At 71.0% G+C, this 13486-nt stretch carries 14 protein-coding genes and 1 pseudogene; 8 read left to right on the forward strand and 7 right to left on the reverse strand.

Annotation, left to right across the window (positions count from 1 at the left end; translation table 11 throughout):
- Positions 1-516: 516 nt before the first annotated feature.
- Positions 517-930 (forward strand): DUF192 domain-containing protein, encoded by a 414-nt coding sequence (locus tag ACT53Q_RS11775; protein ID WP_476187192.1) that lies wholly within the window; start codon positions 517-519, stop codon positions 928-930.
- Between the two features lie 53 nt (positions 931-983).
- The gene (locus ACT53Q_RS11780) at positions 984-1826 is read left to right on the forward strand and encodes a SirB1 family protein (protein WP_476186843.1); all 843 of its coding nucleotides are present in this window, start codon (positions 984-986) and stop codon (positions 1824-1826) included.
- Between the two features lie 94 nt (positions 1827-1920).
- Here ACT53Q_RS11780 and ACT53Q_RS11785 read toward each other — a convergent pair.
- Together ACT53Q_RS11785 and ACT53Q_RS11790 are read right to left on the reverse strand one after the other, a co-directional pair.
- Positions 1921-2207: pseudogene (locus ACT53Q_RS11785) on the reverse strand (rubredoxin).
- Positions 2188-2370 carry a rubredoxin gene (locus tag ACT53Q_RS11790; RefSeq protein WP_476186844.1) on the reverse strand — a complete coding sequence of 61 codons (183 nt, stop codon included), beginning with the start codon at positions 2368-2370 and terminating at the stop codon, positions 2188-2190. The pseudogene ACT53Q_RS11785 and the gene ACT53Q_RS11790 overlap by 20 nt, the downstream one beginning before the upstream one ends.
- Positions 2371-2429: 59 nt before the next feature.
- Here ACT53Q_RS11790 and thiE point away from each other — a divergent pair, with 59 nt between their 5' ends.
- The 4 genes from thiE to ACT53Q_RS11810 are packed head-to-tail and all read left to right on the forward strand — an operon-like array spanning position 2430 to position 6151.
- Positions 2430-3071: a thiamine phosphate synthase gene (thiE, locus tag ACT53Q_RS11795; protein WP_476186845.1), complete on the forward strand. Its 642-nt coding sequence runs from the start codon at positions 2430-2432 to the stop codon at positions 3069-3071.
- A 38-nt stretch (positions 3072-3109) separates the two neighbouring features.
- Entirely contained in the window at positions 3110-4393 is a 1284-nt protein-coding gene (hemL, locus tag ACT53Q_RS11800; protein ID WP_476186846.1) for a glutamate-1-semialdehyde 2,1-aminomutase, read from the forward strand.
- Positions 4394-4398: 5 nt separating this feature from the next.
- On the forward strand, positions 4399-5031 hold the full coding sequence (locus tag ACT53Q_RS11805; RefSeq protein WP_476186847.1) for an HAD family hydrolase: 633 nt from the start codon (positions 4399-4401) through the stop codon (positions 5029-5031).
- Positions 5021-6151, forward strand: coding sequence for a trans-sulfuration enzyme family protein (locus ACT53Q_RS11810; protein ID WP_476186848.1), 1131 nt, complete (start codon positions 5021-5023; stop codon positions 6149-6151). Before ACT53Q_RS11805 ends, ACT53Q_RS11810 begins: the two co-directional genes overlap by 11 nt.
- Positions 6152-6734: 583 nt before the next feature.
- On the opposite strand, the gene ACT53Q_RS11815 is transcribed toward ACT53Q_RS11810, so the two are convergent.
- The 4 genes from ACT53Q_RS11815 to ACT53Q_RS11830 are packed head-to-tail and all read right to left on the reverse strand — an operon-like array spanning position 6735 to position 9968.
- A complete protein-coding gene (locus ACT53Q_RS11815; protein WP_476186849.1) occupies positions 6735-7973 on the reverse strand; it encodes an acetylornithine transaminase in 1239 nt (412 codons plus the stop codon).
- Positions 7973-8407 carry a VOC family protein gene (locus tag ACT53Q_RS11820; protein WP_476186850.1) on the reverse strand — a complete coding sequence of 145 codons (435 nt, stop codon included), beginning with the start codon at positions 8405-8407 and terminating at the stop codon, positions 7973-7975. Before ACT53Q_RS11820 ends, ACT53Q_RS11815 begins: the two co-directional genes overlap by 1 nt.
- Before the next feature lie 60 nt (positions 8408-8467).
- On the reverse strand, positions 8468-9286 hold the full coding sequence (locus tag ACT53Q_RS11825; RefSeq protein ID WP_476186851.1) for an SDR family oxidoreductase: 819 nt from the start codon (positions 9284-9286) through the stop codon (positions 8468-8470).
- A gap of 22 nt (positions 9287-9308) precedes the next feature.
- Entirely contained in the window at positions 9309-9968 is a 660-nt protein-coding gene (locus ACT53Q_RS11830; RefSeq protein WP_476186852.1) for a protein kinase family protein, read from the reverse strand.
- 149 nt (positions 9969-10117) lie between these two features.
- On the opposite strand from ACT53Q_RS11830, the gene ACT53Q_RS11835 reads away from it, so the two are divergent.
- The gene (locus ACT53Q_RS11835) at positions 10118-12136 is read left to right on the forward strand and encodes a bifunctional DedA family/phosphatase PAP2 family protein (RefSeq protein WP_476186853.1); all 2019 of its coding nucleotides are present in this window, start codon (positions 10118-10120) and stop codon (positions 12134-12136) included.
- A 9-nt stretch (positions 12137-12145) separates the two neighbouring features.
- Here the strand turns inward: ACT53Q_RS11835 and ACT53Q_RS11840 are convergent, their stop codons facing one another.
- Positions 12146-12727, reverse strand: coding sequence for an LON peptidase substrate-binding domain-containing protein (locus ACT53Q_RS11840; protein WP_476186854.1), 582 nt, complete (start codon positions 12725-12727; stop codon positions 12146-12148).
- A 234-nt stretch (positions 12728-12961) separates the two neighbouring features.
- Between ACT53Q_RS11840 and ACT53Q_RS11845 the strand changes: the two genes are divergently transcribed.
- Positions 12962-13465 (forward strand): hypothetical protein, encoded by a 504-nt coding sequence (locus ACT53Q_RS11845; protein ID WP_476186855.1) that lies wholly within the window; start codon positions 12962-12964, stop codon positions 13463-13465.
- The last annotated feature ends 21 nt before the right edge of the window (positions 13466-13486 follow it).

A 13486-nucleotide genomic window follows, 5' to 3' on the forward strand; every position in this document is an offset into this window, starting at 1 on the left:
GACGCCCGCACAAGTCACCTGCGCACACTGTCAAAGAACTCAAGAATCGGCCTCAGCGCCTCATCTTTTTTGTTTCGCCTCGCTGCACTGAAGTGCCCGAGTGAGCCGCACATTGTAGAGGAGTTTTCGTTGCCGTCAACACCCCGTCGAACTTTCTTTTCTCAAACTTCGGCGCTCGCCGTTGCCGAGAAGGTCTTGCATGATGGCCGGCTCTAACGTTTCCGTCAACCCCGACTTTCCGCCTGACCTGTCCGCCGTCGTGCCGAAGCACTTGGCGGGCCGCGCATTATAGGGGGGCTTCCGAAGCCGTCAACCCCTCGATTCTGCTGCGTTTCCCGCATCCCTGAACCCGTGGGTTCCGGCTGCGAGGGCGCGCATTGTGCACGGCAACATCGACTTTGGGAAGCCCCTTCGACGGTCCTCTTGACGCGGCCCGCCCCGGCCCGGGATCGTCGCGCTTTCACCTGAGGAGTTCCGGTCATGCGCGTGTTCGGTTTAGTGGTCCTGTTCCTTGGCATGTGCGCCAGCGGTTGCGGCGAGGCGAGCGACCACTGGGTGGAACTGAACGGAAAGCGTTACGCGGTGGAGATCGCGGACGACGGCCAGGAACGGGCGCGCGGGCTGATGTTCCGCGAGGAAATGGCCGCGGACCACGGCATGCTGTTCATCCACGAGGAGCAGATGCCGCTCGCGTACTGGATGAAGAACACCAAGATCCCGCTGGACATCCTGTATTTCGACGATGCCCGGAAACTGGTGTCGCAGCAGCGCGACGTGCCGCCGTGCTCGCTCGGCGACCGCTGCCCGCCCTATCCCAGCGACGCACCCGCCCGCTACGTGCTGGAACTGAACGCCGGACAGGCATCGGCGATCGGACTGAAGAACGGCGCGCAGCTGACTTTCGGCCCGGACATCCCGCCCGGCCACTGAACCATCGTCGATCGGGGCTTGTCCGCGCCCGGCCCGGCCCGCACTCTGCCGCCATGAACGCTCCCATGCCCCTGCCCGACTGGTCGGCCCTCGCCACGCTCGCCGACGAAGAGGTCCCGCTGCTGCGCAGCGCGCTGCTGATCGCGCGCGACGAGTATCCGGACCTCGACGTGGCGGCCTGCGAGGCGCAGATCGATGCGCACGCCGAAGCCCTGCGCGACGCCGTGGCGGCGATCGACGAAGCGCCGCTGAAGATGCAGGCGATCAACCGCCACCTGTTCGAGGATCTGGGCTTCGCCGGCAATCACGCGGAGTACTACGACCCGCGCAACAGCTATCTGAACGACGTGCTGGCGCGCCGGCTCGGCAATCCGATCTCGCTGGCGGTGGTGCTGATCGAAGTGGCGCGGCGGCTGGGCGTGGCGCTGGAAGGCGTGTCCTTCCCGGGGCATTTCCTGGTGAGCCTGCCGGTGGACGACGGCATGCTGGTGATGGATCCGTTCAACCGCGGGCGGCCGCTGTCGGCCGACGAACTGCGCCAGCGGGCGCAGCCGCATTTCGGCGAGCCGGTGCCGGACGAAGCGCTGATGCGCATCCTCGTCCCGGCGTCGCCCCGCGCGATCCTGGTGCGGATGCTGCGCAATCTCCACGCGCTGTACGCCGAACGCGGCGACTGGCCGCAGGCGGTGCGCTGCGCGGACCGCATCCTGCGGCTGTCGCCGGACAACGCCGAGGCCCTGCGCGATCGCGGGCTGGGCTATCTCGAACTCGGTCACTCGACCGGCGCATCGCGCGACCTCGGCCGCTACCTGCAGATCCAGCCGGAAGCCGACGACGCCGAGACGGTCCGCGACCGTCTGGTGGAACAGGGCGCGCGGCATCTGCCGCTGCACTGACGCCCGGCGCCGGGCCCGGAAACGACGACGCCGCGGCCACAAGGCCACGGCGTCGGGGAACATGACGGCAAGCGGGCGGCGCCCGCCACGGGCGTCAGACCGTTTCCATCTCGAAATCGGACTTGGTCACGCCGCAGTCCGGGCAGGTCCAGGTGTCCGGGATGTCTTCCCAGCGCGTCCCCGGCGCGATGCCCTCATCGGGCAGCCCCTTCGCTTCGTCGTAGACGAAACCGCAGACGACGCACATCCAGGTGCGATAGACGACGGAACTTGCGGTCTCGCTCATCGGGCAATTTCTCGGGTTCTGGGGAAACGATGATTGTCCCATCCCGTGCGCCGCGCCGGAAGCGCGGCGGCGAGGTCAGGGCATCGGCTCGTAATCCGACTTGATGGCGCCGCATTGCGGGCAGAACCAGTCGTCGGGCAGCTCGGAAAACGGCGTTCCCGGCGGGATCCCGGAGTCCGGATCGCCCTCGGCCGGGTCGTAGATGTGGTAGCAGGTGGTGCAGCGGTAGCGGCGGGAAGCCTCATCGGCGGGGTTCATCGGATAATGTCCTTGTATCCAGAATGCCCATTCTGCCGGTTGTGCGGCCGATCCTCCAGATGACCCCCTCCCCGCTCCCCGTCCCGCCGCTGCGCGGGCTGTACCTGATCACCCCCGACGAGCCCGACACCGGCCGGCTGCTCGATCGCGTGTGCGCCGTGCTGGGCCAGGCGGCGCTGCTCCAGTACCGCAACAAGGTCGCCGATGCCGCGCTCCGGCAGCGCCAGATGACGGCGCTGCTGCCGCTGTGCCGCGCCGCGGGCGTGCCGCTGATCGCGAACGATGACGCCGACCTGGCGGTCGCCGTCGGCGCGGACGGCGTGCACCTGGGCGAGGACGACGGCGACGCGGCCGCGGTCCGGGCGCGGTTGGGGGCGAACGCGATCATCGGCGTCTCCTGCTACGACGACCTCGCGCGGGCGCGGGCGGCCGCGGCGGCGGGCGCGAGCTACGTCGCCTTCGGCGCGTTCTTCCCCTCGACGACCAAACCCAACGCCCGCCGCGCCACGCCCGGCCTGCTGCGCGACAGCGCGGCGCTCGGATTGCCGCGGGTGGCTATCGGCGGGATCACGCCGGACAATGCCCGCGACGTGATCGCCGCCGGCGCGGACCTCGTGGCGGTGATCAGCGGCGTGTTCGACGCGCCCGATCCCGTCGCGGCCGCGGCCGCGTACCGGCGCTGCTTCGACGACGCGCTCTGAACTCCCGTTTTTCCGCCCTTTTCGCAGGACTCCCACCGATGCAGACCGATCGCTCCCACGCCCTCTTCACCCGCGCCCAGGCCCTGATGCCCGGCGGCGTCAATTCGCCGGTGCGCGCCTTCAAATCGGTGGGCGGCGAGCCGTTTTTCGTCGAGCGCGCGGACGGCGCATACCTGTACGACGCCGACGGCAACCGCTACATCGACTACGTGGGCTCGTGGGGCCCGATGATCGTCGGCCACAACCATCCGAAGGTGCTCGACGCGGTGATTTCCACCGCACGCAACGGCCTGAGCTTCGGCACGCCGAATCCGCTGGAAGTGACGATGGCCGAGACCATCACGAAGCTCGTGCCGAGCTGCGAGATGGTGCGCATGGTGAATTCCGGCACCGAGGCCACGCTGTCGGCGATCCGCCTCGCGCGCGGCGCCACCGGCCGCAACCGGATCGTGAAGTTCGAGGGTTGCTACCACGGCCACGGCGACTCGTTCCTGGTGAAGGCCGGCAGCGGCATGCTCACCCTCGGCGTGCCGACCTCGCCGGGCGTGCCCGCCGGCCTGAGCGAACTCACCGCGACGCTGAGCTACAACGACTTCGAGGGCGCGACGCGCCTGTTCGACGAGATCGGCAGCGAGATCGCGGCGGTGATCATCGAACCCGTCGTCGGCAACGCCAACTGCATCCCGCCGCGCCCGGGCTACCTGCGGCACCTGCGCGAGCTGTGCACGCAGCACGGCGCGCTGCTGATCTTCGACGAAGTGATGACCGGCTTCCGCGTCGCGCTCGGCGGCGCGCAGGCGGTGTACGGCATCACGCCGGACCTCAGCACCTTCGGCAAGATCATCGGCGGCGGCATGCCCGTCGGCGCCTACGGTGGTCGCGCCGACCTGATGCGGCAGATCGCGCCGTCCGGCCCGATCTACCAGGCCGGCACGCTCAGCGGCAATCCGGTGGCGATGGCCGCGGGTCTGGCGATGCTGGAACTGATCCAGGCGCCCGGCTTCTACGAGACGCTGGACGCGCGCACCGCCGCGCTGTGCGCCGGCTTCGAGGACGCCGCCCGCGCCGCCGGCGTGCCGTTCAGCACCAACCGCGTCGGCAGCATGTTCGGCCTGTTCTTCACGGCCGAAAAGGTCGAGACCTACGCGCAGGCGACCGCCGGCGACACCGCCGCGTTCAACCGCTTCTTCCATGCGATGCGCGAACGCGGCGTGTACCTCGCGCCGTCGGCGTTCGAGGCCGGCTTCCTGTCGATGGCGCACGACGACGCGGTGATCGCGGCGACGCTCGACGCCGCGCGGGCGTCGTTCGCGGCGCTCTAGGCCGCATGCGCATCGGCCTCGTGCTGTTCGACCTCGACGACGTGCTCGTCGACTATCGTCGCGAGGTCCGCTGCCGCACGCTGGGCGAACGCATCGGCCGCGACGCGGACGCGGTGCACGCGGCGCTGTTCGACTCGGGACTGGAAACCGAGGCCGACCACGGCCGCGTCGACACCGCCGGCGTGGCACGCGCGCTGTCCGAGGCGCTGGGCACGCCGGTGTCGGTCGCGGACTGCGTCGCCGCGCGCGCTGCGGCGATGACGCCGCGGCCGGCGGTGCTGGCGCTGGTCGAAGCCCTCGCCGACCGCTGCGGCCGCGCGATCCTCACCAACAACGGCACGCTGGTCCGCGACCATTTCGACACGCTGTGCCCGGCGTTCGCGCCGCATTTCGCCGGGCGCGTGCGCTGCTCGGGCGAATTCGGCGGCTGCAAGCCGGATCCCGCCGTCTACCTGCGCTGCGCCACGGCACTCGCCGTCGACCCGGCGCGCGTGCTGTTCGGCGACGACCGTGAGGACAACGTCGACGGCGCCCGCCGCGCAGGCATGATGAGCCACCATTACCGCTCGCCGGCGTCGCTGCACGCCGCGCTCGCCGCCCTCGGTCTTCTGCCGGAACTGCCTGCCCATGTCTCCTGAAGCGCGCCCCGAAACCACCGCCGTCCACGTCGGCAACGAAGCCGATCCCGCCACCGGCGCGGTCGCGCCGCCGATCCACCTCGCCACGACCTTCCGCCACGGACCGTCGGGCGAACGCATCGCCGGCTACGAGTACCAGCGCGAAGGCAATCCCACCAACGACCGGCTGCGCGAGGCGCTGGCGGCGCTGGAAGGCGGCGAGGAGGCGTCGACGTTCGCCTCCGGCATGGCCGCGATGACCGGCCTGCTGGAATGCCTGCCCAACGGCGCGCGGGTGCTGATCCCCGACGACTGCTACACCGGCCTGCGCATGCTCTGCGCCGAATTCCTGCCGGAGCGCGGCATCACCGCCGTCGCCGTCGACATGGCCGACCTCGACGCGGTGCGCGCGGCGTGCGCGGGCGGCATCGCGATGCTGTGGATCGAGACGCCGTCGAACCCGCTGATGAAGGTCAGCGACCTCGCCTCGCTGGCAGAACTCGGCCACGCCGCAGGCGCGGTCGTCGTCGCCGACAACACCTTCGCCACGCCGCTGCTGCAGCGGCCGATCGCCCACGGCGCCGACGTCGTGATGCATTCGACGACGAAATATTTCGGCGGCCACAGCGACGTGCTCGGCGGTGCGCTGGTGTTCGCGAAACGCGGCGCACTGTCGGAAAAGGTGGCGCACCGGCTGCACATCACCGGCGCGACGCTGGCGCCGTTCAGTGCGTGGCTGACGCTGCGCGGCTGCCGCTCGCTGGGCGCACGCATGGCGATGCACTGCGCGAACGCGCGCCGCGTCGCCGAATTCCTCGCCGCGCACCCGGCCATCGAATGCGTGAACTGGCCCGGCCTGCCGTCGCATCCGGGCCACGCCGTCGCCGCGCGGCAGATGCGCGACTTCGGCGGGATGATGAGCCTCCAGTTGCGCGGCGGCCGCGAGGCGGCGCTGGCGATGGCCGGGAAACTGCGCGTGTTCACCAACGCCACCTCGCTGGGCGGCTGCGAATCGCTGGTCGAGCACCGCGCCTCGGTCGAAGGCCCGAATCCGCGCTCGCCGCAGAACCTGCTGCGGATGTCGGTGGGGCTGGAGCACGTCGACGACCTGATCGAGGATCTGCGACAGGCGCTGGGCTGAGCGCGCGGGTTCTGCTTCGGGGGACACCTCGATCTTGGCGACCTTCTCTTCGACACCGACCTCTCCTGTGGGAGCGGCGGGAGCCGCGACTGGCTGCGGGAAGCCTGTCCACCGGCCGTCGCGGCTTGCGCCGCTCCCACAAAAGCCCTTGGCATGGCAGATGAAGCCTGTCGCCTTGTAGGAGCGCCGGAAGGCGCGACGGGCTGCGGAAAGGCTTTCCGGGAATCGTCGCGACTTCCATCGCTCCCACGGGACACGCTTCAGGTGTGTCGCGCCTTCCGGCGCTCCTGCAGGACAGGCTACAGGCGCTTGTGCAAGCACAACGGCACGGCCGCATGAACTGCTGCCGGCCTCTCCTGTGGGAGCGACTGGCTGCGGGAAGCCTGTCCACCGGCCGTCGCGGCTTGCGCCGCTCCCACAAAAGCCCTTGGCATGGCCGATGAAGCCTGTCGCCTTGCAGGAGCGCCGGAAGGCGCGACAGGCTCCGGATGGGCTTTCCGGAATTCGTCGCGCCTTCCGGCGCTCCTACAGGAGCAAGGCCAGCAGCGCCACCTGAAGCAAACCGCTCCTGTGGGAGCGGCGATCAGCGACCGGCGTCCACGAACGCCCGCAGTGCGCGCTCCAGGCGGCCGAGGCCCTGCGCGACTTCGCCTTCGTCGATGTTCAGCGCGGGCACGAAACGGAGGACGTCGGGGCCGGCCTGCAACAGCAGCAGGCCTTCGTCCGCGGCGAGGTCGAGGATCTCGCCGGCGCGGCCGGCGTATTGCGGGGCGAGCACGGCGCCGAGCATGAGGCCGCGGCCGCGCACTTCGGCGAACACGTCGAGTTCGGCGTTGACGGTCTCCAGCGCCGCGCGCAGCACCGCGGCCTGCCAGTCGACGTTCGCGACGATCTCCGGCGACTGCAGCCGCCGCAGCACGACGCGCGCGACCGCGGCGGCCAGCGGGTTGCCGCCGAAGGTGGTGCCGTGGGCGCCGAACTGCATGGCCTCGGCGACCTTCGGGCCGGCGAGCAGCGCGCCGATCGGGATGCCGCCACCCAGCGCCTTCGCGAGGGTGACGATGTCGGGCACCACGCCGTCGGCCCAGTGCGCGAACAGCGGGCCGGTGCGGCCCATGCCGCACTGGATCTCGTCCAGCACCAGCAGCGCGTCGTGGCGGTCGCACAGCGCGCGCACGCCGGCGAGATAGCCGTCCTGCGCCGGCATCACGCCGCCCTCGCCCTGCACGGGTTCGAGCATCACGGCGCAGACGTCGCCGGCGGCCATCGCGGCCTCCAGCGCGGCGAGATCGTTGAAATCGACGTAACGGAACCCGCCCGGGAGCGGCTCGTAGCCGGCCTGGTACTTCGGCTGCGCGGTCGCGGTGACCGCCGCCAGCGTGCGGCCGTGGAAACTGCCGTGGCAGGTGACGATGACGCGGCGATCGGGCGCGCGACCCTGCGCGGTCGCCCACTTGCGCACGAGCTTGATCGCGGCCTCGTTGGCCTCGGTGCCGGAATTGCACAGGAACGCGCGTTCGGCGAAGCGCGAGGCCTCGACCAGTTCCTGCACCAGCCGCACCGGCGGTTCGCTGTAGAACACGTTGCTGGTGTGCCACAGCTTGCCGGCCTGTTCGGTCAGCGTCGCGACGAGTTCCGGATCGCAGTGGCCCAGCCCGCAGACGGCGATCCCGCCGGCGAAATCGACGTATTCGCGGCCTTCGATGTCCCACACGCGGCTGCCCTGCCCGCGTTCGAGGATCAACTGCCGCGGCTTGTAGACCGGCAGGGTGTAGCGCTGGCCCAGTTCGACCAGCGCGGCGGTGGCGTCGTGCGTCGTCATCACCAGCTCCCGGTGTTCGGCATCGAGGCCCAGGGCTCCTGCGGCGGCAGGTGGCCGTCCTGCAGCAGTTCGATCGAGATCAGGTCCGGCGAGCGCACGAACGCCATGTGCCCGTCGCGGGGCGGGCGGTGGATCGTGTAGCCCATCGCCTGCAGCCGCGCGCAGGTGGCGTAGATGTCGGCGACGCGGAACGCGAGGTGGCCGAAGTTGCGGGCGCTGCCGTAGTCCTCGGGCGGTGAACCGTCTTCCGGCGGCCAGTTGTACGTGAGTTCGACCTCCGCGGACGGCGTCTCGTCGGCGGCGAGGAAGATCAGCGTGTAGCGGCCGCCGGGGTTCTCCATGCGCCGCATCTCCTTCAGGCCGAGGCCGTCGCAGTAGAAGCGCAGGGAGGCGTCGAGATCGCGGACGCGGACCATGGTGTGGAGGTATTTCATGGGGGAAGGCTCCGTGGGGGCGGCCGAAAGCGCGGCCGGAAAGCGTCAGTCGAGGAACACTTAATCGAGGAACAGGTCGGGCAGCAGCGGCTTCGAGGGATCGACCGCGTAGCCGTCGAAGTCGGATACGCCCGCTTCGCGCAGCACGTCCTCGTCGATCAGGAAACGGCCGTGGAAGCCGGCGGCGGCGCGCGTGAGCACCGCGTGCGCGGCGTCGCCCATGATCTCCGGCTTGCGGCACATGGCGACGTCGACGCCGGGGATCATGTTGATGGCGTCAGTCGCAATGACCGTGCGCGGCCACAGCGCGTTGACCGCGACGCCCTGCGCGCCGAACTCGGCCGCGAGGCCCAGCGTGACGAAGCTCATGCCCATCTTCGCCAGCGTGTAGCCGGTGTGCGGGCCCCACCACTTCGGGTCCAGCGACGGCGGTGGCGCGAGCGTGAGGATGTGCGGATTCGGCGCCTGCAGCAGGTGCGGCAGGCAGGCCTGCGCGCACAGGAAGCTGCCGCGGGCGTTGACCTGCTGCATCAGGTCGAAGCGCTTCATCGGCGTGTCGAGTGCGCCGCGCAGCCAGATCGCGCTGGCGTTGTTGACGAGGATGTCGATGCCGCCGAACGCGTCGACCGTGGCCGCAACCGCGGCGCGGACCTCGTCCTCCTCGCGGATGTCGCATTTCAGCGCCAGCGCGCGGCCGCCGGCCGCTTCGACCGCCGCGGCCGCGCTGTGGATGGTGCCGGGCAGCTTCGGATTGGGCACCGACGACTTGGCGGCGATGGCGACGTTGGCGCCGTCGCGTGCGGCACGCAGCGCGATCGCGAGGCCGATGCCGCGCGAGGCGCCGGTGATGAAGAGGGTCTTGCCGGACAGGGTGGTCATCGGGGATCTCGGTGTGGATGTCTCAGGGCTTCGGGCCCTGGCCTTCGTTGTCTTCCCAGTGCAGCACGCGCCGGGTGATGAAGCGGTACGCCGGCTTGCCGGTGCGGAACCACAGGTCGCGCACCCACGAGGTGCGCTTGAGCAGCCGGCGCTCGACCGGCGTCAGCGCCTCGGGGCAGTAGGTCCGCTTGTGCTTGAGCAGGTGGCGCAGGTCCTCGCGCGCGAGCAGGCGCATCCAGCGCGAGCGCGGGCGGCCGCAGACGGCGAGCTGGAAGTCGATGATCGCCGGCGTGCCGTCGGCCAGCACCAGCCAGTTCGCTTCCTTCGCCAGATCGTTGTGGGCGACGCCGCGCCGGTGCAGCGCCAGCAGCCGCCGTCGCGCCAGCCGGAAGTAGGCGACGTCGCCGCGCGGCGGGCGCTGGTACATGGCCGCGCCGTCGAGGTAGCTGCGATCGAGCCGGCGACCGTCCCAGGCCAGCAGCTGCGGCACGGCCTCGGCGCCCAGCGCACGGCGCAGGCCGCGGGCCTCGCGCCGGGCCAGCCACCAGGCCGGCAGCCGCAGCCACAGCGGCACGTGGGCCAGGTCGCGGCGCACGAACAGCCCGTCGGCGCCGCGCATCAGCGCGATGCGGCCGAAACTGTCGGACTTCAGCGCCCGCTCTTCGATGGCCTCGGAAGACATCCCGCGATTGTAAGGACCCGGGACGATCTCGGGGTCGGCGTCCTCCGCGTCCGCGAGCCGCATGGTGGGGGCGCGGTCACGCCGGCCTGCGATACTAGGCCGATGACGAGCCGGTCGACGACAAGCAGCCCGATGACGAGCATGGCCCGATGACCAGCGCCTGGCTGGACGCCCTGACCCACTGGATCGTCGCGCACCGCGTGGCGGCCGGCGGCGTGATCTTCCTCATCGCCTTCTGCGACGCGCTGGCGGTGGTCGGCATCGTGGTGCCGGCGCTGCCGCTGCTGTTCGCGGTGGGCACGCTGATCGGCCTGGGCCACCTCGACGGCCCGTACGCGCTGGTCTGCGCCGCGCTGGGCGCGTTCGCCGGCGACGGCCTGAGTTACTGGCTGGGCCATCGCTGGGGCGCGTCGATGCGCGACCATTGGCTGTTCCGCCGCTATCCGCAGTTCATCGACCGCGGCGAGCGCCTGTTCAAGCGCCACGGCGCCACCGGGATAGTAATAGCCCGCTTCGTGGGCGCGGTGCGGCCGTTCGTGCCGGCGGTGGCCGGCATGCTGCGGGTGCCGCTCAAGCGCTACGTGCCGGCCAGCCTGCTCGCCGCAGCGCTGTGGGCGGCCTGCTTCCTCGCGCCGGGCTGGGTGTTCGGCGCCTCGTACGACGCCGTGGCCGCGGTGGCCGACCGCCTCACGCTGGTGCTGCTGGCGCTGGTGGCGGTGCTGGCGCTGGTCTGGGCGGTCGTGCTGTACACGTGGCGCTGGTTCGCCGACCACGCCGACCGCCTGCTGGCGCGCGCGCTGCGCTGGACCCGCGCCCATCCGCGGCTGTCGCGCTACGCCGCGCCGCTGATCCAGCCGCAGCGGCCGGAATCGGCGTCGCTGGCGATGCTGGCGGCGTGCCTGATCGCGATCGGCTGGGGCTGGTTCGCATTGCTCGGCGCCACCCTCGCCCATGGCGGTCCGCTGGCGCTGGACCGCGCGGTGCAGGCGACGATGATCCGCCTGCGCAATCCGCTGGCCGACCACTTCCTGGCCGCGCTGTCGTCGATCGGCGACGCCGCGGTGCTGCTGCCGGCGATGGCGCTGGCGATGGCCTGGCTGCTGTGGCGCCGCCGCTTCGCCGCCGCGGCGCACTGGCTGGCGGCGGTGGCCTTCGGGCTGGTGTTCACCGCCGTGCTCGGGCTGTCGACGGTCGCGCCGGGGCTGGCGGTCACGCCGGACGGCTTCGGCTTCCCGGTGACGATGACCACGATCGTGTTCGGCTTCTTCGCCGTGCTGATCGGCCGCGAACTGCCGGGCCGGCGCCGGGTGTGGCCGTACCTCGTCGCCGGCGCGATGGTCGCCCTGCTCGGCTTCGCGCGGCTGTATTTCGGCGCGCACCGGCTGAGCGACGTCATCGCCGGCGCGCTGTTCGGCGTGCTGTGGCTGCTGGTGCTGGGCATCGCCTACCGCCGGCACATCGGGCGATCGTTCTGGATCCGGCCGGCGGCCACGCTGTTCTACGCCGGCTTCGCGGTGGCCGCGGTGTGGCACGGGCCGCGCAGCGTGGAGTCGGTGCTGAAGCACTACGCGGTGGCGGCGCCGACGCGCACGCTCGACGCCGACGCCTGGTGGTCGGACGGCTGGAAGACGCTGCCCGCGCAACGCGACGAGACCGCCGACGCCCGTCGCTGGCCGCTGGACGTACAGGTCGCCGGCCCGCTGGACGCCGTGCGCGAACGGCTGCAGGCCCGCGGCTGGCGGGTGCAGCCACAGGCGAACTGGATCGCCACCCTCGGCCTGCTCGACGCCAAGCGCCCGCCCGCGCGGCAGCCGGTGCTGCCGGCGACGCTGGACACCGAAGCCGAGGCCCTGCTCATGCGCCGACCCGGCGCGCGCCAGGACGAAGCGATCGTGCTGCGGCTGTGGCGCGCCCCGGCGACGCTGACCGACGGCCGCCCGCTGTGGGTCGGCACCACGCAGACCCTGCGGTTCGTGCGGCCGCTGCCGGCGATCGCGCTGTGGCGACCCGAAGGCGGCGATCCGGACGGCGCGCACGTGCGCGTGCGCGAAGCGCTCGCCGACCTGCCGCAGGCGCAATCGCCGCACCCCGACGGCGGCCGCCCCGTGCTGCGCGTGCGCGTGGACGGCATCGACTGCGACCTGCCCGCCGACGGCAGCGTCATGTGATCGTTGCGATCAGCTGATCGCGACGATCAGCCGATCCAGCCGCACGTGCGGGTCGTCTTCCTGCAGCAGCGCCTGGCGCGTCGCGTCGTCCAGCGGCAGCAGCTCGGCCAGACGCCAGCCCACCCACGCGGCATCGTCGAACCGCGCCTGTGGCACGTCGACGGCGCGGGTGCCGGCACGCTCCAGCGTCTGCCGCAGCACGTCGCCGAGCAAGGCATGCTCCGGCCGCAGCGGATCGTCAGGATCGGGCGCACACCAGTCGACGTCGCCCATGACCAGCCCGTTCGCGCGCACCCGCGTCTGCCGCACGCGGAAACGCCGCATGCCGCGCACGCGCAGCGCGAGCAGCCCTTCGGGCGTGGTGTCGAAATCCTCGATCAGGGCCTCGGTGCCGACCGCCGCGGGCGTCGCCGGCGCACCGGCCTCCGCGCCATCGAGGATCAGGCACACGCCGAAGCCGGTGCCGCTGCGCCCGCAATCACGGACCATGTCGAGATAGCGCGTCTCGAAGATGCGCAGCCCCAGCGCGCCGCCGGGCAGCAGCACGGTGCGCAGCGGAAAGAGCGGCAACGGCGGAAGTTCGTCGTTCATGCAAGCACTCTAGCAGCCCGTCGGCGGGCGTCGCGACGGCACCGCGATCGCCCACGGCGATATGTCCGTGGATTGCGATAGCACCGCGCTTTCGCCACGACGGAAACACGGTGGCGATGTCCGTTCCCGCGCCGGGGCGGCGTTGACCCGATTGCCTCTTCACGGACGGACGCCAGGGAAGGCGAAGGGGCACCCACGGTTGCACTTCCGCAAGGACATGACCAGGAGGTTCCCATGCAAACGCACTTCCAGCCCGCCCACATCCCGTTCAAGGACGGCCTCGCCCGCATCGACGAAGCCTTCGCGAAAGCGGGCCTCAAACGCCAGCGGCGCATCCTCACCTCGCGCGATGCCGAGGCCGTCAAGCTGTGCAATCTGCTCGCGGTGGACGAAGGCCTGCCGAAAGGCTTCCGCAAGTGGCAGCTGCCGTTCCACGTCGAGGCCGGCCAGTTCTTCATCACCACCGCCGCAGCGGACGCGAGCGTGGGCGAACACGCCCACGACGACGACGGCGTGCGCTTCATCCTGTCGGGCAGCATCTTCTACGACGGCATCGAACTGACCGCCGGCGACTGGATGTACCTGCCGAAGGGCGAGAAGTACGGCTTCAAGGTCGGCCCGCTCGGCGCGAGCATGTGCTACTGCTACTGCTGCTGTTGCGCGGGACGCACGCTGTTCACCCACGGCGAGGAGGTCATCAATCCCGCCTACGTGCGCCAGCGCACCAGCCTGCGCTGATCCGACGCGCCCGGCACGGCA

The sequence above is a fragment of the Lysobacter sp. DMC97 genome (genome assembly GCF_056313745.1).